Source organism: Halomonas terrestris, assembly GCF_049166755.1.
In the GTDB taxonomy this organism is placed as follows: domain Bacteria; phylum Pseudomonadota; class Gammaproteobacteria; order Pseudomonadales; family Halomonadaceae; genus Halomonas.
On sequence record NZ_JBMHFZ010000002.1, the window covers coordinates 24,702 to 47,184 of the forward strand.

At 67.5% G+C, this 22,483-nt stretch carries 20 protein-coding genes; 15 read left to right on the forward strand and 5 right to left on the reverse strand.

What is annotated here, in order from left to right; translation table 11 throughout:
* The first annotated feature begins 31 nt into the window (after positions 1-31).
* Entirely contained in the window at positions 32-709 is a 678-nt protein-coding gene (locus ACOMD9_RS02415; RefSeq protein ID WP_421412277.1) for a 1-acyl-sn-glycerol-3-phosphate acyltransferase, read from the forward strand.
* 26 nt (positions 710-735) lie between these two features.
* On the opposite strand, the gene ACOMD9_RS02420 is transcribed toward ACOMD9_RS02415, so the two are convergent.
* Together ACOMD9_RS02420 and ACOMD9_RS02425 are read right to left on the reverse strand one after the other, a co-directional pair.
* Complete coding sequence (locus tag ACOMD9_RS02420) at positions 736-2,019, reverse strand: HlyC/CorC family transporter (RefSeq protein ID WP_421411964.1); 1,284 nt, start codon at positions 2,017-2,019, stop codon at positions 736-738.
* A gap of 79 nt (positions 2,020-2,098) precedes the next feature.
* Complete coding sequence (locus ACOMD9_RS02425) at positions 2,099-2,899, reverse strand: cytochrome C assembly family protein (protein ID WP_421411965.1); 801 nt, start codon at positions 2,897-2,899, stop codon at positions 2,099-2,101.
* A gap of 180 nt (positions 2,900-3,079) precedes the next feature.
* Between ACOMD9_RS02425 and ffh the strand changes: the two genes are divergently transcribed.
* From ffh to ACOMD9_RS02480, 11 genes are all read left to right on the forward strand, one after another.
* Positions 3,080-4,489: a signal recognition particle protein gene (gene ffh, locus ACOMD9_RS02430; RefSeq protein ID WP_421411966.1), complete on the forward strand. Its 1,410-nt coding sequence runs from the start codon at positions 3,080-3,082 to the stop codon at positions 4,487-4,489.
* A gap of 258 nt (positions 4,490-4,747) precedes the next feature.
* A complete protein-coding gene (gene rpsP / locus ACOMD9_RS02435) occupies positions 4,748-4,996 on the forward strand; it encodes a 30S ribosomal protein S16 (RefSeq protein ID WP_421411967.1) in 249 nt (82 codons plus the stop codon).
* Positions 4,997-5,038: 42 nt separating this feature from the next.
* Complete coding sequence (gene rimM, locus ACOMD9_RS02440) at positions 5,039-5,590, forward strand: ribosome maturation factor RimM (protein WP_421411968.1); 552 nt, start codon at positions 5,039-5,041, stop codon at positions 5,588-5,590.
* 29 nt (positions 5,591-5,619) lie between these two features.
* Positions 5,620-6,381 (forward strand): tRNA (guanosine(37)-N1)-methyltransferase TrmD, encoded by a 762-nt coding sequence (trmD, locus tag ACOMD9_RS02445; protein WP_421412278.1) that lies wholly within the window; start codon positions 5,620-5,622, stop codon positions 6,379-6,381.
* Positions 6,382-6,530: 149 nt separating this feature from the next.
* On the forward strand, positions 6,531-6,887 hold the full coding sequence (gene rplS, locus ACOMD9_RS02450; protein ID WP_421411969.1) for a 50S ribosomal protein L19: 357 nt from the start codon (positions 6,531-6,533) through the stop codon (positions 6,885-6,887).
* A 116-nt stretch (positions 6,888-7,003) separates the two neighbouring features.
* Positions 7,004-7,900 carry a site-specific tyrosine recombinase XerD gene (gene xerD / locus ACOMD9_RS02455; RefSeq protein ID WP_421411970.1) on the forward strand — a complete coding sequence of 299 codons (897 nt, stop codon included), beginning with the start codon at positions 7,004-7,006 and terminating at the stop codon, positions 7,898-7,900.
* A gap of 3 nt (positions 7,901-7,903) precedes the next feature.
* Entirely contained in the window at positions 7,904-8,647 is a 744-nt protein-coding gene (locus tag ACOMD9_RS02460; protein ID WP_421411971.1) for a DsbC family protein, read from the forward strand.
* Between the two features lie 91 nt (positions 8,648-8,738).
* Positions 8,739-10,055, forward strand: coding sequence for a homoserine dehydrogenase (locus ACOMD9_RS02465; protein ID WP_421411972.1), 1,317 nt, complete (start codon positions 8,739-8,741; stop codon positions 10,053-10,055).
* Positions 10,056-10,058: 3 nt separating this feature from the next.
* A complete protein-coding gene (gene thrC, locus ACOMD9_RS02470; protein ID WP_421411973.1) occupies positions 10,059-11,447 on the forward strand; it encodes a threonine synthase in 1,389 nt (462 codons plus the stop codon).
* 242 nt (positions 11,448-11,689) lie between these two features.
* On the forward strand, positions 11,690-13,483 hold the full coding sequence (locus ACOMD9_RS02475) for a single-stranded-DNA-specific exonuclease RecJ (RefSeq protein WP_421412279.1): 1,794 nt from the start codon (positions 11,690-11,692) through the stop codon (positions 13,481-13,483).
* A 156-nt stretch (positions 13,484-13,639) separates the two neighbouring features.
* Positions 13,640-14,257 (forward strand): YitT family protein, encoded by a 618-nt coding sequence (locus ACOMD9_RS02480; RefSeq protein ID WP_421411974.1) that lies wholly within the window; start codon positions 13,640-13,642, stop codon positions 14,255-14,257.
* Here ACOMD9_RS02480 and ACOMD9_RS02485 read toward each other — a convergent pair.
* The 3 genes from ACOMD9_RS02485 to ACOMD9_RS02495 form a co-directional block, all read right to left on the reverse strand.
* Complete coding sequence (locus tag ACOMD9_RS02485) at positions 14,254-14,673, reverse strand: VOC family protein (RefSeq protein WP_421411975.1); 420 nt, start codon at positions 14,671-14,673, stop codon at positions 14,254-14,256. The two genes, ACOMD9_RS02480 and ACOMD9_RS02485, sit on opposite strands and share 4 nt — an antisense overlap.
* A 134-nt stretch (positions 14,674-14,807) precedes the next feature.
* On the reverse strand, positions 14,808-17,372 hold the full coding sequence (locus ACOMD9_RS02490) for a heavy metal translocating P-type ATPase (RefSeq protein WP_421411976.1): 2,565 nt from the start codon (positions 17,370-17,372) through the stop codon (positions 14,808-14,810).
* Positions 17,369-17,833: a MerR family transcriptional regulator gene (locus tag ACOMD9_RS02495; RefSeq protein WP_421411977.1), complete on the reverse strand. Its 465-nt coding sequence runs from the start codon at positions 17,831-17,833 to the stop codon at positions 17,369-17,371. The genes ACOMD9_RS02490 and ACOMD9_RS02495 overlap by 4 nt, the downstream gene beginning before the upstream one ends.
* Positions 17,834-18,131: 298 nt before the next feature.
* On the opposite strand from ACOMD9_RS02495, the gene ACOMD9_RS02500 reads away from it, so the two are divergent.
* The 3 genes from ACOMD9_RS02500 (at position 18,132) to lysS (ending at position 22,417) form a co-directional block, all read left to right on the forward strand.
* On the forward strand, positions 18,132-19,472 hold the full coding sequence (locus tag ACOMD9_RS02500; protein ID WP_421411978.1) for an OmpP1/FadL family transporter: 1,341 nt from the start codon (positions 18,132-18,134) through the stop codon (positions 19,470-19,472).
* A 197-nt stretch (positions 19,473-19,669) separates the two neighbouring features.
* Positions 19,670-20,768 (forward strand): peptide chain release factor 2 gene (gene prfB, locus ACOMD9_RS02505; protein WP_421411979.1). Its coding sequence is split into 2 segments (ribosomal slippage): positions 19,670-19,744 and positions 19,746-20,768, totalling 1,098 coding nucleotides; the frame shifts between segments, so codons are not numbered across the junction.
* 98 nt (positions 20,769-20,866) lie between these two features.
* Positions 20,867-22,417 (forward strand): lysine--tRNA ligase, encoded by a 1,551-nt coding sequence (lysS, locus tag ACOMD9_RS02510; protein WP_421411980.1) that lies wholly within the window; start codon positions 20,867-20,869, stop codon positions 22,415-22,417.
* The last annotated feature ends 66 nt before the right edge of the window (positions 22,418-22,483 follow it).

The following is a 22,483-nucleotide window of genomic DNA, read 5'->3' on the forward strand; positions in this document are numbered from 1 at the left end:
GTGGCTGTCGGTCGTCGCTACCCTGGCGGCGATGAGCTGGTTGCTGGTACGCCAGCCGAGACCCGTCATCCGGCAGCTGGTCATCCTGGTGGTTTGCCTGCTCTATCGGCTGCGGCTGCGCGGCCAGGGGCACATTCCCGCCCGCGGTCCCGCGGTGGTGGTCTGCAACCATGTGAGCTTCATGGATGCCATGGTGATCGGCGGTGCCTGCCGGCGGCCGCTGCGCTTCCTGATGGACAAGCCGATCTACGACTCGCCCTGGCTCAACTGGCTGTTTCGACTGGTGGGCGCCATTCCCGTGGAATCGGAGCGGCGCGATCCGGGCAACATCCGTCGCGCCCTCGAAGAGGTCAGCCGGGCGCTGGCCGAGGGCGAGGTGGTGATGCTGTTCCCCGAGGGCCGGCTGACCCCGGACGGCAGGGTGCAGCCCTTCCGGCGCGGCCTGGAGCTGATCCTGGCTCGCGACCCGGTGCCGGTGATTCCCGCCGGTCTCTCCGGGCTGTGGGGCTCCTGGACCTCGCATCATGGCGGCAAGGCGTTGACCAAGCCGCCTCGGCGCTTCCGGGCCCGGGTGGCGCTCTACTTCGGCGAGCCCCTGGCCCCCCACGAGGCCAGCCGGCCCCGGGTCGAGTCACGGGTGCGCGCGCTCAAGGCAGAAGCCGACCAGTGGGCCGAGCGACGGTCGGGAGAGGCCGTTGCGCGACGCTGATGCCTGCGCCGACTTTTCGGACAAGCCTAGCGCTGCATGGCCGGTCGGCGCGGTGGCATCCAGCAGCGGGCAGCGGTGATCAGGTTGTCGCGGACCTCGAGGATCTCCATTCTCACGTTGCCGATCTGCAGGCAGGCGGGGCCGTCGGGGAAGGACTCCAGGTGCTCGAGGATCAGGCCGTTGAGGGTCTTGGGGCCGTCGGTGGGCAGCTGCCAGCCCAGCGCCTTGTTGATGTCGCGGATGTTGGCGGTGCCGTCGATCACGTGGCTGCCGTCGTCCTGCAGGTGGATCTCCTGGTCCTGGCCCGCCACGTCGGTGGTGAACTCGCCGACGATCTCCTCGAGGATGTCCTCCAGGGTCACCAGGCCCTCCACGTCGCCATACTCGTCGACGACGATGCCGATCCGCCGCTTCTGCTTCTGGAAGTTGAGCAGCTGCGTATGCAGCGGGGTGGACTCGGGAATGAAGTAGGGCTCCCGGGCCTCCTGCACGATGGCGGCCTTGGTCACCTCGTCGCGGGACAGGAAGCGCGCCGCATTGCGCAGGTGCAGCATGCCGATGATGTTGTTGATGTCGCCCTTGTAGACCGGCACCCGGGTGTGCTGGCTGGTGCGGATCTGGGTCAGGATCTCCTCCAGGTCGTCGTCCAGGTCGATCCCCATCACCTCGTGTCGCGGCACCATGATGTCGTTCACGGTGACGTTCTCGAGGTCGAGGATCGACAGCAGCATCGCCTGGTGGCGATGGGGGATCAGGGTGCCGGCCTCGTGGACCACGGTGCGCAGCTCGTCGCGGGTCAGGTTGTCGGTACTGCCGTCGATGTTCTTGACGCCAAGCAGGCGCAGCAGGCCGTTGGAGATGACGTTGACCAGCCACACCAGCGGATAGAGCAGCTTGAGCAGCGGCTCCAGCACCAGCGAGGCGGGGTAGGCGATGCGCTCGGGTTTCACCGCGGCGTAGGTCTTGGGCGTGACCTCGGCGAAGATCAGGATGACGATGGTCAGGATCAGGGGAGCGACGGCCGGCCCGGTGACCTCGCCGAAGAAGTGGATCGCCAGCACGGTGGCGATGGCGGCGGCCAGGTTGTTGACCAGGTTGTTGCCGATCAGGATCACGCCGATCAGTCGGTCCGGTCGGGAGAGAAGCCGGAGCACGCGCTGGGCACGGGTCTCGCCGCTGCTGGCCTGGTGACTCAGGCGATAGCGGTTGATCGACATCATGCCGGTCTCGGAGCTGGAGAAGAAGGCGGAGAGACAGATGAGCAGGAACAGCAGGCCGAACAGCAATCCCAGGGGGAAGTCGTCGCTCAAGTCGAAGGATCCTCAATGGCGTGTCAGGCTCGATTTGTAGGGACTCGACCCGGCAGTGTCAAGGCGCCCGACTCCGGGCTCAGCCCCGACTCAGCACGACCTCGAGCACGAACTTGCTGCCGAAGTAGGCCAGCAGCAGCACGGCGCAGCCGCCCAGGGTCCAGCGTACCGCCCGCATCCCCCGCCACCCCAGCCGGTGGTGGCTGAACAGCAGGACCGAGAAGATCACCCAGGCGGCCAGCGACAGGATGGTCTTGTGGGCCAGGTGCTGGGCGAACATGTTCTCCACGAACAGGAAGCCGCTGGCGATCGACAGCGTCAGCAGGGCCATGCCGGCCCAGATCAGCTCGAACAGGATCCGCTCCATGGTGGTGAGGGGAGGCAGGGCCTGGACGATGCCACGGGTGTGGTGGTGGCGCAGCGCCTGGTTCTGCAGGCCCAGCAGCACGGCCTGGACGGCGGCGATGGCCAGCACGGCAAAGGCGAGGATCGAGCTGAGGGCGTGCAGGGCGATGCCCGGGGTCAGGCCACTGGCACGCTCGGGGCTGGGCAGGCCCGTGGCCAGGAGCAGTGTCACGCCGGCTATCGGGAAGAGCCCCACGGCGGCATTGAGCACCGGCTTGAAGAAGCTCACCGCGATGAGCAGCAGTACCACCGCGGCGCTGACCACGATGGCGCTGGTGGAGAGCCCCGGCAGCATCGGCTGGCCCTGGCCGATCAGGCCGGCGGCCAGCGGCAGGTGGCAGAGCAGGCCCAGCACGCCCAGGCTACGCACCAGCGCGGGGCGCGGCGGTACCCGGCGCGCCAGGGCCAGCGCCTGCCAGGAGGCAGCGGCGGTGTAGAGAATGAAGGCCAGGATGGCCAGGGGGAGCGCCTGCATCGATTGCTTTCCATGCGCCTTCGCGAGCGCCTGATGGTGGTTGAACAGCGTGCCGCTACTATACCCAATCCCCCGGGTTGCGCACAGACCGCACCGCGGGACGCTGTCCTGCATGGAGACTGGCGGCCACAGGGCGTATAATCGTCGCCCATATTCAGGCCGTCGTCACTGGAGAGGCCAATGTTCCAGAATCTCAGCGAGCGTCTGTCGCAGACACTCAAGTCGATCAAGGGTCAGGCGCGCCTGACCGAGGAGAACGTCAAGGACACCCTGCGCGAGGTGCGCCGAGCCCTGCTCGAGGCCGATGTCGCGTTGCCGGTGGTCAAGGCGTTCATCGACCGCGTGCGCGAGCGTGCCGTGGGCCAGGAGGTCTCGCAGAGCCTCTCGCCGGGCCAGCAGTTCGTCAAGATCGTCCAGCAGGAGCTCGAGGCGGTCATGGGCGAGGCCAACGAGGGGCTCGCGCTCAAGGGGTCCCCGGCGGTGGTGCTGATGGCGGGCCTGCAGGGGGCGGGCAAGACCACCTCGGTGGCCAAGCTGGCGCGCTACCTCAAGGAGCGCGAGAAGAAGAAGGTGCTGGTGGTCTCGGCGGACGTCTACCGCCCCGCGGCCATCGACCAGCTCGAGACCCTGGCCAACGAGGTGGGGGTCGACTTCTTCCCCTCGCGCAGCGACCAGCAGCCGGTGGCCATCGCCGAGGCGGCGATCAAGCATGCCAGGATCCAGTTCCATGACGTGGTGCTCGTCGATACCGCCGGCCGCCTGGCCATCGACGAGGCGATGATGGCCGAGATCCAGGCGCTGCATAAGGCCGTGGCGCCCCAGGAGACGCTGTTCGTGGTCGACGCCATGACCGGCCAGGACGCCGCCAACACCGCCAAGGCCTTTGCCGATGCCCTGCCGCTGACCGGGGTGATCCTGACCAAGGCCGACGGTGACGCCCGTGGCGGGGCGGCGCTCTCGGTGCGCCACATCACCGGCAAGCCGATCCGGTTCATGGGGGTGGGCGAGAAGGTCGATGCCCTCGAGCCCTTCCACCCGGATCGTGTCGCCTCGCGCATCCTCGGCATGGGCGACGTGCTGTCGCTGATCGAGGAGGCCGAGCGCACCGTCGACAAGCGCAAGGCCGAGAAGCTGGCCAAGAAGGTCAAGAAGGGGCAGGGCTTCGACCTCGAGGACTTCCGCGACCAGCTCCAGCAGCTCAAGAAGATGGGCGGGATGGGCGGCCTGCTCGGCAAGCTGCCCGGCATGGGCCAGATGGCCGAGATGGCCCAGGGCCCCGGGCCCGAGAAGGAGCTGGGCAAGCTCGAGGCGCTGATCAACTCCATGACGCCCCAGGAGCGCCGCAAGCCCGAGATCATCAATGGCTCCCGCAAGCGCCGCATCGCCGCCGGTGCCGGCCTCCAGGTGCCGGACCTCAACCGCCTGCTCAAGCAGCACAAGCAGATGCAGAAGATGATGAAGAAGGCGGGCAAGAAGGGCGGCATGCAGAACATGATGCGAGGCATGTCCGGGATGATGGGAGGCGGCGGCCCGGGCGGTCCGGGTGGTCCCGGCGGGATGGGCGGGCCCGGTGGCTTCCCCTGGCGCTGAGGCGTCACTCGCCGCCACCCCGGAAAGCGCTTTCCAAGCGGGGCTGTTTTCCGTAGAATGTCGCGTCTTCACTGGCAGGACCGCGAATGTTCGCGGCCGCCGTCGTGACCGAATGCCCGAAGACGGGCCGGCGGCCCGCTTCCCGAGCAGCCGTGTATCGAGCAACAACGTTCCGAGCAGCAATGTTGAAGGCTGGCGGCCCAGCGCCGCGGCCCAGCAGAGTCAAACCGTAACCTCAACCGAAGGACAGACTACGCCATGGTTACCATTCGTCTGGCACGTGGTGGCGCCAAGAAGCGTCCCTTCTACCACCTGACCGTGACCGATTCACGCAACGCCCGCGATGGCCGCTTCATCGAGCGCCTGGGCTTCTTCAACCCGATCGCTCGCGGCCAGGAAGAGCGCCTGCGCATCGACCTGGAGCGCATCGCTCACTGGGAAGGCCAGGGCGCACAGCTCTCCGACCGCGTCGCCGAGCTGGTCAAGGAAGCACGCAAGCAGGCCTGAAGCGCCTGACTTGCCTGATCGAAGGTCATCACGGGGTCGTCGATGAGCGAACACGCGCAAGCGCAGCCGGGCGACGATCATGTGGTGCTGGGCAAGCTGACCAGCCCCTATGGGGTGAAGGGATGGCTCAAGGTGTATTCGTACACCAGCCCGATGGAAGGCATCCTCGAGTATGCCACCTGGGTCCTGCGCCACGACGGTCGACTCGTTCGCCGGCAGCTGGTCCAGGGACGCCGGCATGGCAAGGGCCTGGTCGCCCTGCTGGATGGTGTCGACAGCCGTGAGGCGGCCGAGGCCCTGGCCGGGGCCGAGATACTGCTGCCCAAGGCGGAACTGCCCGAGCTCTCCGGCGACGACTTCTACTGGCACGAGCTGGAAGGCCTGCGGGTGGTGACCCGTGATGGCACCGTGCTGGGCCGGATCGATTACCTCTTCGAGACCGGCGCCAACGACGTCATGGTCGTGAAGGGCGGGCTCGAGGCCGACGCCGTCGACGACCGCGAGCGCCTGCTGCCGTTCCTGCCCGAGGAGGTCATCCTCGAGGTGGATCTCGAGGGCGGCGTGATGACGGTCGACTGGGATCCCGAGTTCTGATGGTCGAGGATCCCGACGAGCAATCGGCGATGTGGATCGGCGTCGTCTCGCTGTTCCCGGAGATGTTCGAGGCGATCACTCGCCACGGCGTCACCGGACGGGCGGTGGAGAAGGGGCGCATCGCGCTGGAGTTCTGGAACCCTCGCGACTACGCCACCGACCGGCACCGCACCGTGGACGACCGTCCCTATGGCGGCGGTCCGGGCATGCTGATGAAGGTCGACACCCTGCGTGCGGCGATCCATGACGCACGGGCCAGGGCGCAAGCGGCCACCGGCCAGCTCCCCAGGGTGATCTACCTGTCGCCCCAGGGGCGCAGGCTCGACCAGGCGGGGGTGCAGGAACTGGCCTCGGGCCCACCCCTGGTGGTGGTGGCCGGGCGCTATGAAGGGATCGATGAGCGCGTGGTGGAAAGCGACATCGATGAGGAGTGGTCGATCGGCGACTATGTGCTCAGCGGCGGTGAGCTGCCGGCCATGGTGCTGATCGATGCCGCGGCCAGGCTGGTGCCCGGGGTGCTGGGGCATCAGGATTCCGCGGTCGAGGACTCCTTCAACGACGGGCTGCTGGACTGCCCGCACTATACCCGCCCCGAGGTGATCGACGGGCGGCGAGTGCCGGATGTCCTGCTCAGCGGCAATCACGGCGCCATCCGGCGCTGGCGGCTGAAGCAGTCCCTGGGGCGCACCTGGCAGCGTCGCCCCGACCTGCTCGAGGGCAGGACGTTGAGCGATGAGCAGCAGCGGCTGCTCGCGGAGTTCATCGAGGAACACGCCCTGTCCACCAGGTAGGCCAGGGCGGCGGTGCGGGACGCGACGAAGCCGCGGACCCGTGTCACCCATCATCTCCCGCGCTCTCGAGCCTCGGCTCGGGCGCCGGGATCACGATTCGCCGGCAACGAACCGGATCCGGCGAGTCACGTTATCGAGGAGTCATTGTCATGAGCAGCAAGAACAAGGTGATCCAGGCGCTCGAAGCCGAGCAGATGAGCAAGCCGGTGCCGGAGTTTGCCCCGGGTGACACCGTGGTGGTGCAGGTCAAGGTCAAGGAGGGCAACCGCGAGCGCCTGCAGGCCTTCGAGGGAGTGGTCATCGGCAAGCGCAACCGCGGCCTGAACTCCGCCTTCACCGTGCGCAAGATCTCCCACGGTGTCGGCGTCGAGCGTACCTTCCAGACCTACAGCCCGCTGGTCGATTCCGTGAGCGTCAAGCGTCGCGGCGATGTGCGCCAGGCCAAGCTGTACTACCTCCGCGAGCGCAGCGGCAAGTCTGCCCGCATCAAGGAAAAGCTGGCCTGAGGCAGACGCCTCGGCCGGGCCGGCGACGTGCCCGGGCCTGCTTCGAGACCCCGTCACCGCTGCCGCGGGGCGGGGTCTCGTCTTAGCGGGCCGGCTGCCACCCGAGGTGGGGAGCAATGAGCGAAGACGCGGGCGGGTTGATCGATGCCTTCCTCGATGCCCTGTGGCTGGAGCAGGGGGCCAGCGACAATACCCTGGACGCCTATCGCCGCGACCTGATGGCGTGGAGCGGGAGGCTTGAGGCCCGGGGGGAGCACCTGCTGAGCCCGGCAGGCGCCACCCTGCCGGCCTGGTTCGACGAGCGCCGCGAGGCCGGCTATCAGCTGCGCAGCAATGCCCGGCTGCTCGCAAGCCTCCGGCGCTTCTATCGCTGGGCGCTGGGGGAGGGCATGATCGACCATGATCCCCTGGCCGAGGTACGCTTGCCTCGGGTGCGGCCGGCGCTGCCGAACACCCTCGAGGAGGCCGAGGTCGAGCGGCTGCTCGAGGCGCCGGACCTGAGCACCGACCTGGGGGTGCGGGACCGGGCAATGCTCGAAGTGCTCTACGGGGCCGGCCTGCGGGTTTCGGAGCTGGTGGGACTGACCACCGATTCGCTTAACCTGCGCCAGGGCGTGATTCGCGTGCGTGGCAAGGGCGACAAGGACCGGCTGGTGCCGCTGGGGGAGGAGGCGGTGGTGTGGCTCGAGCGCTACCTGCGCTCCGCTCGCGGCGGCCTGATGAGCGACATCACCCGCCCGGCGCTGTTTCCCGGGCGCGGTGATAGGGCGATGACGCGCCAGACCTTCTGGCACCGGATCAAGCGCCATGCGCTCACCGCCGGCATCGACCGGCCACTGTCGCCGCACACCCTGCGCCATGCATTTGCCACCCATCTGTTGAATCATGGGGCCAACCTGCGTGTCGTACAGCTGCTGCTCGGTCACAGTGACCTCTCGACCACGCAGATCTACACCCATGTGGCGCAGGCGCGGCTGGAAGCCCTGCATGCCGACCATCATCCGCGAGGCTGAATCATGAGAACATGCTCCCAGACACTCCTCGGTGGCCTGCTGGCCGCCATCCTGGCCATCCCGCCGCTCGCCCAGGCCGACGACCCCACCGACATATTGGCCGAGCGCCTGGCGGTGAGCGGACAATCGATGCCGGTGGAGAGCGTCAGGGAAACACCGGTGGACGGACTCTTCGCGGTGCGCCTGGAGACCGGCGAGCGCTTCTACAGCGATGCCGAGGGGCGACACTTCCTGGTCGGTGACCTCTACGAGAACGGCGAGCAGGGGCTGGTCAACCTGACCGAGCAGGGGCGCAACGCGGAGCGCGCCGAGCGCCTGGCATCGGTTCCCGAGGACGAGCGGGTGATCTTCCGCGGTGCCGGCGAGAGCCGTGCCGAACTCATGGTGTTCACCGATACCACCTGTCCCTACTGCCGCCAGCTGCACGAGGAGGTGCCGCGCCTCAACGAGCTGAGCATCGAGGTGCACTACCTGGCGTTCCCGAGGGCCGGGATGAACGGCGAGGGCGCACGGGTGATGCGCCAGGTCTGGTGTGCCGACAATCCGACAGAGGCGATGACCACTGCCAAGCAGGAGAAGCGCCTCTCGAACGCCGCCGACTGCGACAATCCGGTCGAGTCACAGTATCATCTGGGCATGGAACTCGGTGTCCAGGGCACGCCGGCCATCGTGCTGCCCGACGGTCGCCTGGTGCCCGGCTACGTGCCGGCAGAGCGCCTGGCCGCGATGCTGGGGCTGGGAGACTGACCGCACCGGCGATCGACACCTGGCGAGCGACCCCATGGAGGTCGCTCGATCCACGCTGAGACACTTGCAGGACAATCAGAGGGGAAAGACATTGAAACCGGTGAGAGTGGGAATCTGTGGTCTGGGGACCGTCGGCGGCGGGACCTTCAACGTGCTGACGCGTAACGCCGACGAGATTGCCCGTCGTGCGGGGCGTCCGATCGTCATCGAGCAGGTCGCTTACCGCAGCTCCAATCCCGACTGTGACATCACCGGCATCAAGACCACCTCCGATGTCTTCGAGGTCGCCACCAATCCCGACATCGATGTCCTGGTGGAACTGATCGGTGGCTACGAGGTGGCCAGGGAGCTGGTGCTCACCGCCATCGACAACGGCAAGCACGTGGTCACCGCCAACAAGGCGCTGATCGCGGTGCACGGCAACGAGATCTTCAAGGCGGCCCACGAGAAGGGCGTGATCGTCGCCTTCGAGGCCGCCGTGGCCGGTGGCATCCCGGTGATCAAGTCGTTGCGCGAGGGCCTGGGCGCCAACCGCATCGAGTGGGTGGCCGGCATCATCAACGGCACCGGCAACTACATCCTCACCCACATGCGCGACGAGGGCCGGGCCTTCGAGGACGTGCTCGCCGAGGCCCAGGCGCTGGGCTACGCCGAGGCCGATCCGACCTTCGACGTCGAGGGCATCGATGCCGCCCACAAGCTGACCATCCTCGCCTCCATCGCCTACGGGGTGCCGCTGCAGTTCGAGAAGGCCTACACCGAGGGCATCTCCCGGGTCACCGCCGAGGATGTCGAGCAGGCCGACAACCTGGGCTACACCATCAAGCACCTGGGCATCTCCAAGCGCACCGACAGCGGCCTCGAACTGCGCGTGCACCCGACGCTGATCCCCAAGGAGCGGTTGCTGGCCAGCGTGCATGGCGTCAAGAATGCCATCGCGATCATGGGCGATGCCGTTGGCCCGACACTCTACTACGGCGCCGGCGCGGGAGCCGAACCCACCGCCTCGGCCGTGGTGGCCGACCTGCTGGACGTGGCTCGTGACATCGCCACGGACCACCACTACCGCGTGCCCTACCTGGCCTTCAGCGGTATCGGCGAGGATGACGGCAGCATGCCGATCATGCCCATGGAGGATATCGTCACCGCCTACTACCTGCGCCTGCTGGCGGTGGACCGCCCCGGGGTGCTGGCACGGGTGGCGACCATCCTCTCCGAGCAGGGCATCTCCATCGAGGCGCTGATCCAGAAGGAGGCCACCGAGGGCGAACTGGTGCCGATCATCCTGCTGACCCATCGCACCCGCGAACAGCACATGAACGAGGCGATCCGGCACATCGAGTCGCTGGCCGACATCGCCGGCCCGGTGACGCGGATCCGCGTGGAAAGCCTGGACGAGCAGGAATAACCGATGCGCTATATCAGTACCCGCGGGCAGGCGCCCGCGCTCTCCTTCGAGGAGGTCGTGCTCACCGGCATGGCCAGCGACGGTGGCCTCTACGTGCCGGAAACCGTCCCGTCGCTCTCGCACGACGACCTGGCCGACATGGCCGGCCTGTCGTATGCCGAGATCGCCTTCCGGGTCATGCGGCCCTACGTCAACGGCGAGATCGACGACGAGACCTTCCGCGGGATCGTGCGCGACGCCTACGCGACCTTCAGCCACGATGCGGTGGTGCCGCTCAACCAGCTCGACGCCAACCACTTCCTGCTCGAGCTGTTCCACGGGCCGACACTCGCCTTCAAGGACGTGGCCCTGCAGCTGCTCGGCCGCCTGCTCGACCACTTCCTGGCCAAGCGCGGCGAGCGGGCGGTGATCATGGGCGCCACCTCCGGTGACACCGGCTCCGCCGCCATCGAGGGCTGCCGTCACTGCGACAACCTCGACATCTTCATCCTCCACCCCTACCAGCGGGTCTCGGAGGTGCAGCGCCGGCAGATGACCTCGGTGCTGGCCGACAACGTCTTCAACATCGCCATCGAGGGCAACTTCGACGACGCCCAGGCCATGGTCAAGGCGAGCTTCGCCGACCAGTCGTTCCTGAACGGCACCCGCCTGGTGGCGGTGAACTCCATCAACTGGGCGCGCATCATGGCCCAGATCGTCTACTACGTGGCCTCTGCCGTGGCCCTGGGCGCACCGCATCGCAAGGTGAGCTTCTGCGTGCCCTCGGCCAATTTCGGCAACGTCTTCGCCGGCTACATGGCCTTCCGCATGGGCCTGCCGGTGGAGCGCTTCGTGATCGCCACCAACGCCAACGACATCCTGCACCGCACCCTCGCCGACAACGATTTCTCCAAGCAGGAGCTGGTGGCCACCCTGGCGCCCTCCATGGATATCGTGGTCTCGTCCAACTTCGAGCGCCTGCTGTTCGAGGCCTACGAGCGCGACGGCGCCGCCGTGGCCGCGCTGCTCGAGCGCTTCCAGGCCGAGCCGACGGCGCTGGCCGACGCGCCGCTGTCGCGGCTGCGCGAGACGTTCGCCAGCCACAGCGTGGATGACGCCACCATCCTCGAGGTGATCCGCGAGGCGCACCATCGCACCCAGGAGATCCTCGATCCGCACACCGCCACCGGCTACCGCGCCGCCGAGCGCGAGCGGGGCGACGAGAGCGTGCCGATGATCACCCTGGCCACCGCCCACCCGGCCAAGTTCGCCGAGGCCGTGGTCAAGGCGGGCTTCCCCGGGGTGCCGCTGCCGCCGCACATGGACGACCTGCTGGAGCGCGAGGAGCGCTATACCGTGCTGCCGGCGGAGCTTGCCGCGGTGCAGCGGTTCGTGGCCGAGAACCGCCGCTGAACCGCATGCCCCTGTGAAGCGCCTCACTCGCGAGGGGCGCCGCTCGAGTTCGATGCCCGCTCGAGGCTGATCCGGCGACAGGCCTGCGAGGGGGCGCTGTGTACCCCTCCCTGGGCGCTACCGATGCCATCCCTGGCATAGGACCCCCTCTTCGGCCTGTCCCCGGCGCCCCTCGCTCGACCCGGGGCCTTCTATTGCCCGCCGGTCACAGACCCGAATCAGAGGAGCCAGGCTTGGACGCAGTGACGGACCCTATCGATCTGAGTGAGCGCCTGAGGCCGCGCATCCTGCCGCGACCCCGGGACGCCGCCCTCCATGCCCGCGCCCAGCGCGAGGGGCTGACCGAGCTGCAGGCGCGGATTCTCGCCGGGCGCCTGGCGGGCTTCGAGGGGGAGCTGGCGCCGCTGGTCTCGCCCAGCCTGCGCTACCTTGAGCACCCGGAGCGGCTCGCCGACGGCCGGCGCGCCGCGGAGCGCATCGCCCAGGCGGTGGTGGATGGCGAGCATATCGGCATCCTCACCGACTATGACGTGGACGGCATCACCTCCCACGTGGTGATCCGGCGGACCCTGGTGGAGCTGTTCGGCGTGCCGGAGGCCAGGCTGCACAGCCTGATCGGTCACCGTATCCATGACGGCTACGGCATCAGCCTGCCGCTCGTGGAGCGCACCCTGGCGCTCTCGCCGCGCCCCAGCCTGGTGATCACCGCCGACTGCGGCAGCTCCGACGAGCCACGCATCGCCCGGCTCCGGGCCTCGGGCATCGAGGTGGTGGTCAGCGACCACCATGCCCTGCCGGTGGAGGGGCCGCCGCCCTCGGCCTATGCCACCGTCAACCCCACCCGCGACGACTGCGGCTATCCCGACCCGACCATCGCCGGCTGCATGGTCGCCTGGCTGCTGATGTCACTGGCCCGCCAGGTCCTGATCGAGTGGGGGGTATCGCCGACCTCGACCCCCAAGCTCTCGCCCTGGCTCTCCTACGTGGCGCTGGGCACCGTGGCCGACTGCGTGTCGCTGGGCGGCAGCGCCGCCAATCGGGCCGTGGTCAGCCATGGCCTGACCCTGATCAACCGCATGGATGCCGCCTGCTGGCGTGCCATGGCCGAGCGGCTGGGAACCGACAGCGTGCCCTTCGATGCCGAGACCCTGGCCTTCCAGATGGGCCCGCGGATCAATGCCCGTTCACGGCTCGACGACCCCTATGCGGCGCTGCATTTCATGCTGGCGGCAGACGATGCGACGGCATCGCGACACCTGGAGACGCTCGATCAGGACAACCAGTCCCGCAAGGCGATCGAGGCGGAGATGACCGAGGAGGCCCGGGCGCTGGCCATGACGGCGCTCACCGCCGACGAGCCGGCCATCGTGGTCTTCCTCGAGAGCGGGCATCCCGGGGTGCAGGGCATCGTGGCCTCGCGGCTGGTGCAGGCCTTCGGCCGGCCGACCCTGGTACTGACGCCGGCCGCGGCCCCCGGCATGCTCACCGGCTCCGGTCGCTCCATCGAGGGCCTGCACCTGCGCGACGCCCTGCAGCGCACCTTCGAGCAGGCCCCGGAGGCGCTGCCTCGTTTCGGAGGTCACCGGGGCGCCGCCGGGGTCGGGGTGCCGGTCGACCAGCTCGGGGCATTCCGCCGTGCCTTCCTCCAGGCGGTGAACGAGCAACTGGGCGACATCGAGCTCTTTCCCAGGGTATTCACCGATGGCGAGCTGTTACCGCACCAGCTGAGCCTCGCCACCCTCGACGAGCTCGAGGTGCTGGGCCCCTACGGCCGGGAGTTCGATGCGCCGCTGTTCGGGGGAGAGTTCCGCGTCGAGGCCCTGCGCCCCGTCGGGGCCGACGGCAGCCACCTGATGCTCGAGCTCTCGGCCGGTCCCACGGTCACCCGGGCAATCTGGTTCCGGGCACTGACTCCCGGCGAGTTGCCGGCCTTCGGTGTCGGTGACCGGCTTCGCTGCGCCTACCGGCTCAACCGCAACCGCTGGCGGGGGCGGGAGTCGCTGCAGCTCATGGTCGAGCACGCCGAACCGCTCTGACGAGCGCCCACCCCGCCTTGTCCCCTGTCGCGCCTCGAGGTGGCAGGGAGGCGAGCTGGGTCAAGATACCCTGCCGGTCGACCCGCTAGACTCTCACCACTTTCCACGACCGGCGTCTGCCGGTCGCCGCGATACCGTCAGCTCGAGGACGCCTCCATGGACCCGCAGGCACTGCCCACCGACCCCCATCGCCTCCACGAGGACCTGATGGCGATGCTGCTGGGAACCCTCTTCGTGGCGCTGGGGGTGAATTTCTACACCCAGGCGACGCTGCTCACCGGGAGTACCGCCGGCATGGCCCTGCTGCTGCAGTACGCCACCGGCTGGCGTTTCGGGATCTGGTTCTTCCTGATCAACCTGCCGTTCTACTACCTGGCCATCAAGCGCATGGGGTGGTCATTCACCCTGCGTACCTTCACGGCCATCGGCCTGGTCTCCCTGTTCACCGAGCTGACTGCCGGCTGGATCGTGATCGACAGCCTGCAAGCGCTCTACGCAGCCTTGATGGGGGGCAGCCTGATCGGCATCGGCATGCTGGTGCTGTTCCGCCACCGCACCAGCCTCGGCGGCATCAATATCCTGGCGCTCTACTTGCAGGACCGGCATGGCTGGCGTGCCGGCTATGTGCAGCTGGGCATCGACGGCCTGATCATGCTGGTCGCCCTGATGGTGCTGCCGCTCGACCGCGTCGGGCTCTCGGTGCTGGGGGCCGTGGCGCTGAACCTGATCATCGCGCTGAACCACAAGCCTGGCCGCTATATGGGCGTGAGCTAGTAGTTGGGCCAGACGCCCGGGGTGGCCAGCTCGAGGAGGTGGCCGTCGGGGTCCCTGAAGTAGAGGCTCTCCCCGCCACGCGGCCAGTGGGTGCGGCCCTCGACGGCAACACCGTGGTCGTCGAGCTGGGCCTCCCAGGCGGCGAGTTCGCGGGCGGCGATGGCGAAGGCCAGGTGCACCCGGCCGCTGCCGTCATGGGGGGGAATGGTACCCATGCCGTTCGGCAGCACCACGGTCTCCAGGGTCTCGCCACGCAGGAACAGCAGCAGCACGGAGCCCGCACCGGCATCGTAGGCAGTGAAGCGGTGGTCGGCGTTGAAGGGCTCGAGCCCCATCACGCCCTCGAAGAAGGTCCGCGCCCTGGCCATGTCCTCCACGTAGAGCGCGGTCTCCAGTATGCCGTTGAGCCTGGGCATGGTTCACCTCCCGGCGATGGCCTCCTTGCCTAAGCCTAGCAGGTGTCAGCGCCGGGCCTGACCCGGCCGGCCTCCCCAGAACCACCAGACGGTGGCGGCGATCAGGGCGAGGCCGGCGAGATTGACGATCCAGCTCATGACAGGGCCTCCTGTGTCCGGATGACGATGTCGTTGCGTCCGTTGGCACCCCGGGTCTTCATCAGGCGCAGCCGGTTGGCGTTGCTGACCACGGTGATCGAGGAGAGCGACATGGCGGCGCCGGCGATCATCGGCGACAGCAGGGTGCCGGTGACGGGGTAGAGCACCCCCGCCGCGATGGGGATGCAGAGGGTGTTGTAGCCGAACGCCCCCACCAGGTTCTGCTTGATGTTGCGCAGGGTGGCTCGACTGATCTCGATGGCGTCGGCGATGCCGTGCAGCGAGCCCCTTATCAGGGTGATGCCCGCGCTCTCGATGGCGATGTCGGTGCCCTGGCCGATGGCGAAGCCGACATTGGCCCGGGCCAGTGCCGGCGCATCGTTGATGCCGTCGCCGACCATGCCGACGATCTCGCCGGCCTGCTGCAGGCGCTCTATCTCGGCATGCTTGTCCTCGGGCAGCAGGCCGGCGCGGAAGTCGTCGATGCCCACCTCGGCCGCGATGGCGGCGGCGGTGTGCTCGTTGTCTCCGGTCAGCATCACCACCCTGAGGCCGTCGGCCTGCAGGCGCCTCACCGCCTCGACGGTGTCGTGGCGCAGCGGGTCGCTGATGCCGAACAGGGCGGCGAGCCTGCCGTCCACGGCCAGATAGACCACGGTGCGTGCCTTCCTCTCCAGCCCGGCGGCGATCTCGCGTCCGGGTGCCAGGTCGACACCGGCCTGCTCCAGCAACCGGGCATTGCCCAGCAGCAGTGGCTTGCCGTCGGCGGTCTCGGCCTTCACCCCGCCGCCGGTCACGCTATCGAAGTCGTGGATATCGGCGGCATTCACGCCGGCTTCTTCTGCATGGGCCACCAGCGCCGCGGCCAGCGGATGCTCGGAGCCGCGCTCCAGGGCCGCCACCAGGCCCAGCACGGTCGGCTTGTCGCCGTGAAGCACCTCGGCTTCCGTCACGCTGGGCCTGCCCTCGGTGAGGGTGCCGGTCTTGTCCACCACCAGGGTGGTGAGCCGGGTGGCGGTCTGCAGCGCCTCCCCGCTTCTCACGAGTACCCCGTGCTCGGCGGCCTTGCCCACCCCGATCATGGTGGAGATCGGGGTGGCCAGCCCCAGGGCGCACGGGCAGGCGATGATCAGCACCGTGGTCGCGGTGACCAGCATGTGGATCACCCGGGGTTCCGCCCCGAAGTTGAACCACACCAGTGCCGTGAGCACGGCGATGATCATCACCGTGGGCACGAAGATGCTCGAGACCTTGTCGGCCAGCTCGCCGATGGGGGGCCGGGAGTTCTGGGCACTCGCCACCTGCTCGGTGATCTGCCCCAGGCGGGTGTCAGCCCCGACACGGGTCGCGCGATAGACCAGCCCCCCCTTGCCGTTGACGGTGCCGGCGCTCACTTCGTCGCCTTCTCCCTTGGCCACCGCCAGCGGCTCACCGGTGAGCATCGACTCGTCGATATGGCTCCTGCCTTCGGTCACCTCGCCATCCACCGGCAGGCGCTCGCCGGGCCGTACCCGGATGTGGTCGCCCTCTCTCACCTCGTCGATCTCGACCTCACGCTCCTCGCCGTCGCGGATCACCCGGGCGGTGCGGCTCTGCAGGTCGAGCAGCCGCTTGAGGGCCTCGCTGGTCCGGCCCCGGGCCCTGAGCTCCAGGGCGTTGCCCAGCAGCACCAGGCCGATGATCATCGCCGAGGCCTCGAAGTAGATGCCGTGGGCGACCTCGGGCAGCCAGGGGGCGAACGCCACCACCGCCATGGAGTAGAGCCAGGCGGTGCCGGTGCCCATGGCGATCAGGGTGTCCATGTTGGCCTGGTGGTGCTTGAGGTTCTTCCAGGCATTGACGAAGAAGTGTCGGCCCGGTCCGGCCATCACGGCCAGGGTCAGCAGGCCGATCACCAGCCAGTAGAGGCGCCCTCCGCCCACGGGGTGGGGGTGATAGACGAACATGCTGGCCATCAGCGGCACGGCCAGGGCCAGCGACCAGAAGCTGCCCCGCAGCCGCTGGCGATAGGTCTTCTCGTCCTTCTCGGCACGCGCCTGTTCCGCCTCACGCATGTCGACGATGGGCTCGGCGCCGTAGCCCACGTCCTCGATGGCATCGACGAGGGCCGCGGCGTCGGCGGAGCCGCGCACCTGAGCGGTGTGGGTGCCGAAGTTGACCTCGGCACTGACCACGCCCGGCGTACGCTCCAGGGCCTGCTGGACACTCTTCACGCAGCTTGCGCAGGTCATGCCGCTGATGGAGAGCCGTTGGGTGACAACGCGCGCTTCCGCCCCTTCCGGGGCCGCCTCGTCGGTAGGGGCCGGTGCCTCGTCGATGGCGGAGGCATCCTGTTCGGCGGGGGCGTCATCGGGCTCGCCGGGCGGATAGCCGGCCTCGTTCAGGGCACGGTCCAGGGCCGCGTCATCCAGTACCGTGGTGACGGCCAGGCGCTTCTCGGCCGGGGTGCCGATCACCTCGGCATCCGGGTCCACGGCCTGGATGGCCTCGCGCATGCGCTTCACGCAGCCCTGGCAGCTCATGCCGGGCACGGTGCGTTCGAGGGAGGGGCGGGCGCTCATGGGCTCTCCTTGGCGGGTTCGTCGTGGCAGCGGGGCTGGCGCTCGCCGCTCTCCAGCGGTTCGGGGAAGCTCTCGATCAGTCGACACAGACTGTGGCCGTCGGGCGTGCCGTCGGGCATCTCGGCCCAGGCCTCCAGGGCCTGTTCCATGCGTGAGGCAAGGGCTTGCAGTTCCGCGATGCGAGCGTGGATCTCGGGCAGTCGGCTGGCGAGGAGGTCGCGTACCATGGGACAGGGCGAGTCCCCCTGGTCGGCGTGGGCGAGGATGTCGCGGATCTCGGCCACGCCGAAGCCCAGGGTGCGGGCGCGCTGGATGAAGCGCAGCCGCTCGAGCTCCTGTTGCCCGTACAGCTGGTAGCCGTTGTCGGGGTGCCGCTCGGGATGCAGCAGGCCCTCGCGAGTGTAGTGGCGCACCGTCTCGGGGGTCACGCCCGCAAGGCTCGCCAGTTCGCTGACCTTCATCTCGAACCTCTCGGTAATCTCGGATGTGACAGGCAGTGTAAAACCCTTGGGTTACCCATAGGTCAAGCGTGATGTGCGCCCCATCTGACCCGGCCGGAATGTGTTGTCTAACTCGATGAAAGTTCAGGGATTCAAACGGTAGCACGACTAAAGTATTAGTATTTTTGATATTAAAACGAACGTTTGGCCTTGAACCATGGCGCTCGATGGGCGAAAAAGTGGGCAGTACGCCAGCACCCCGGCGAGGGTGCACTACACAACCAGCTCCAGCTCACCTCTGGAAAAGGACGTCGAGACCATGCACAACAAGTTCAACAAGCTTTCCATTGCCGTGGCCATTGCCTCTTCCGCACTGGTCGCCTCCCAGGCCTTCGCTTCCGGCTTCCAGGTTCGCGAACAGAGTGCCAAGACCCTGGCCAATGCCATGTCCAACGCCGCCGCCGGCGCCGAGGACGCCAGCTTCATGGCCTACAACCCGGCGGCCATCGGCAATATCGACGGCAGTCAGGTAGTCGGCGGCGTGGCCTATATCGATGCCGATTTCGAGCTTCGCGATGCCAGTGCCAGCAGTGCGAACGGGCTCTTCGACTATGACCGTGGCGGTTCGCGCCAGGGGGGCGAGACGGCCTGGGTGCCGAGCTTCGCCGCCAAGACCCAGCTCGATGATCGGTTCGATCTCGGCATGGCGATCTATGCCCCCTACGGCCTCTCGACGAAATATGATGAAGACTGGATCGGGCGCTATCACGCCGTCGAGACCGAGCTGACCACCATCGACTTCCAGCCTACGCTGAACTACAGGGCCTCGGATCGTCTCAACCTGGCCGTTGGCCTGCGTGCCCAGTACGCCGATGCGACCCTCTCGAATGCCATCGACTTCGGGTCGGCGGCCGCCATGATGGGCAGTCCTGTTGCCACTCCGGGGCAAAATGATGTCATTGGTGAAGTGACCGGCGATGACTGGGGCTATGGCTATATCCTCGGGGCATTGTTCCAGGTCACCGACAAGACCCGCCTGGGTATCGGCTATCGCTCCGAGATTGATCTGACGCTCAAGGGCGATCTGGCAGTGAAAGGTACCGATCCGGTGTCGGATGGCGCTGTTGCGGCGGGAGCGGTGACAGGCACCGATGGCACGGCGGACTTGACCACCCCGGCGAACCTGAACCTGGGGGTCTATCATCAGCTCACCGACCGGCTGGCACTGATGGCCAATGCCGAGTGGACCGAGTGGAGCAGCTTCGACGAGCTGGTGGTGGAGTTCGAGGACGGTCGGGATCCCAGCCGTACCGAGGAGAACTGGAACAATACTTGGGCGGTTTCCGTGGGTGCAAACTACGCGCTTGACGAGCAGTGGTTACTGCGTGCCGGCCTGGGCTACGACGAGACACCGATTCCCAACAAGGAGCACCGCACGCCGCGGGTGCCGGATGCCGATCGTACCTGGGCCACGCTGGGTGCTACCTGGATGCCCAACCCCAACCTGGGCATCACTGCCGCCTACATGCGTGTCTTTGGCGATGATGTCGATATGGATCAGGATGGAGCCAAGGAAGAGAACGCGACACGCGGCAACCTCTCCGGTACCTATGAAGTTTCGGCGGATGTCTTCGCCCTCTCGGTGGATTACCGCTTCTGAGCGGCGGCCAGCCACTGGCGACACGGGACCCGGCTTCGGCCGGGTCCCGTGCTTTCCGGCGGGTGGGCCGGTGCGCGGGATGGATGCGACGGGGCCCGGGTTTCGCTACAATAGGCGTCCTTTTCGTGCCGCCGGGGCCTTGACGTCATGTCAGCGCCGCGGCGGCCGTTTTTCCATCGCAGACTCGGATGAGCCCCATGCTGGAAACCAACCCGATTCACAACCTCATCAAGGACCTGTCCGAGCGGACAGACGTCCTGAGGGGGTATCTTTGACTATGCCGAACGCAAGGATCGGCTAGAGGAAGTCACCCGCGAGCTCGAGGACCCCAACGTCTGGAGCGACCCGGACTATGCCCAGAAGCTGGGCAAGGAGCGCGCCTCGCTGGAGCAGATCGTGGCCACCATCGATGAGCTCGACCAGGGCCTCGGCGACAGCCGTGACCTGCTGGAGCTGGCCGAGATGGAGGAGGACGAGGCGACCGTCGCCGAGGTCGAGAAGGAACTCGAGGGGCTGCGGGCCAGCCTCGAGAAGCTCGAGTTCCGGCGCATGTTCTCCGGCGAGATGGACGAGAACAACGCCTACCTGGACATCCAGGCCGGCTCCGGCGGCACCGAGGCCCAGGACTGGGCCAACATGCTGCTGCGCATGTACCTGCGCTGGGCCGAGCATCACGGCTTCAAGGCCGAGATCATCGAGCTCTCCGCCGGCGAGGTGGCCGGTATCAAGTCCGCCTCGGTGCACATCCAGGGCGACCACGCCTTCGGCTGGCTGCGCACCGAGACCGGCGTGCACCGGCTGGTGCGCAAGAGCCCCTTCGATTCGGGCGGCCGCCGCCATACCTCGTTCGCCTCGGTGTTCCTGTCGCCGGAGATCGACGACAGCTTCGAGATCGAGATCAACCCGTCGGACCTGCGCGTCGACACCTACCGCTCCAGCGGCGCCGGTGGTCAGCACGTCAACACCACCGACTCGGCGGTGCGCATCACCCACGAACCGACCGGGATCGTGGTGGCGTGCCAGAGCCAGCGCAGCCAGCACGCCAACCGCGACTTCGCCATGAAGCAGCTCAAGGCGAAGCTGTGGGAGCACGAGATGGAGAAGCGCAACGCCGCCAAGCAGGAGGCCGAGGACTCCAAGGCGGACATCGGCTGGGGCAGCCAGATCCGCTCCTACGTGCTCGATGACCAGCGCATCAAGGACCTGCGTACCGGCGTGCAGACCAGCAACTGCGACAAGGTGCTCGATGGCGATCTGGACCAATTCATCGAAGCCAGCTTGAAGCAAGGGTTGTAGCCTCGCGCTTCGAGCCACGGGCCGCGAGCGATAGCCAGCCCGCTTGCGCCCTTGGCTCGTGGCTTGCCGCCCGTAGTCAATTCTTTACAGGTAACGACATGGCCGACCACTACGCGTCATCGAACAGTCCGCAACATGACGAGAACCGCCTGATCGCCGAGCGTCGGGCCAAGCTGGCGGCACGCCGCGAGCGTGCCGCTGCCACCGGCGGCAGCGCCTTTCCCAACGACTTCCGCCGCGACAGCCTGGCGGCCGAGCTGATCGGTGAACTGGGCGAGAAGGACAAGGCAGAGCTGGAATCGCTCAATCGTCCTGCGGCGGTGGCCGGGCGCATCATGCGCAAGCGCGGGCCCTTCCTGGTGATCCAGGACCCCAGCGGCGTGATTCAGCTCTACGTCGACAAGAAAGGGCTGCCGGAGGAGGTGCTCGAGGACATCAAGGGCTGGGACATCGGCGACATCGTGGCCGGCCGCGGCCCGGTGCACAAGTCGGGCAAGGGCGACCTCTACGTGATGATGGAGGAGGCCCGGCTGCTGACCAAGAGCCTGCGTCCGCTCCCTGACAAGTTCCATGGCCTGACCGACATGGAGGCACGCTATCGCCAGCGCTACGTCGACCTGATCATGAACCCGGATTCGCGCCGGGTCTTCGAGACCCGCGCCGGGGTGATCAGTGCCATGCGTCGCTTCTTCGAGGACCGCGGCTTCATGGAGGTGGAGACCCCCATGCTGCAGCCGATTCCCGGCGGGGCCACGGCGCGCCCCTTCGTCACCCACCACAATGCGCTGGACATCGACATGTACCTGCGCATCGCGCCGGAACTCTACCTCAAGCGCCTGGTGGTGGGTGGCTTCGAGAAGGTCTTCGAGATCAACCGCAACTTCCGCAACGAGGGCCTCTCCACCCGGCACAACCCCGAGTTCACCATGGTCGAGTTCTATCAGGCCCATGCGAATCACCACGACCTGATGGACCTCACCGAGGAGATGCTGCGCAGCGTGGCCCGGCAGGTGCTGGGGACCACTACCGTGGTCAATACCGTGCGCGACAGCGAGGGCGAGGTGCTGGAGACCTTCGAGTACGATTTCGGCAGGCCGCTGAAGCGGATCAGCGTGTTCGACGCCATCCTCGAGTACAACCCGGAGATCCATGCCGAGGCGCTGGCCGACGAGTCCGCCGCGCGCCAGATCGCCGAGCGCCTGGATATCGACGTCAAGGACGGTTGGGGCCTGGGCAAGGTCCAGATCGAGATCTTCGAGAAGACCGTGGAGCATCGCCTGCAGGCTCCGACCTTCATCACCGAGTACCCCACCGAGGTGAGCCCCCTGGCGCGCCGCAAGGACAGCGACCCCTTCGTCACCGAGCGCTTCGAGTTCTTCGTCGGCGGCCGCGAGATCGCCAACGGCTTCTCGGAGCTCAACGACGCCGAGGACCAGGCCGATCGCTTCCGTGCCCAGGCGGCCGAGAAGGAGGCCGGCGACCTGGAGGCGATGTACTACGACGCCGACTACGTGCGGGCCCTCGAGTATGGCCTGCCGCCCACCGCGGGCGAGGGCATCGGCATCGACCGGCTGGTGATGCTGTTCACCGACAGCGCCTCCATCCGCGATGTGCTGCTCTTCCCGGCCATGCGCCCCGAAGGAGACTGAAGGGGCTGCGCTTCGGCCAGGCGTTGTTGCGCAGAAGTTCGCTTTGCTCATGTACAGACTCGTACA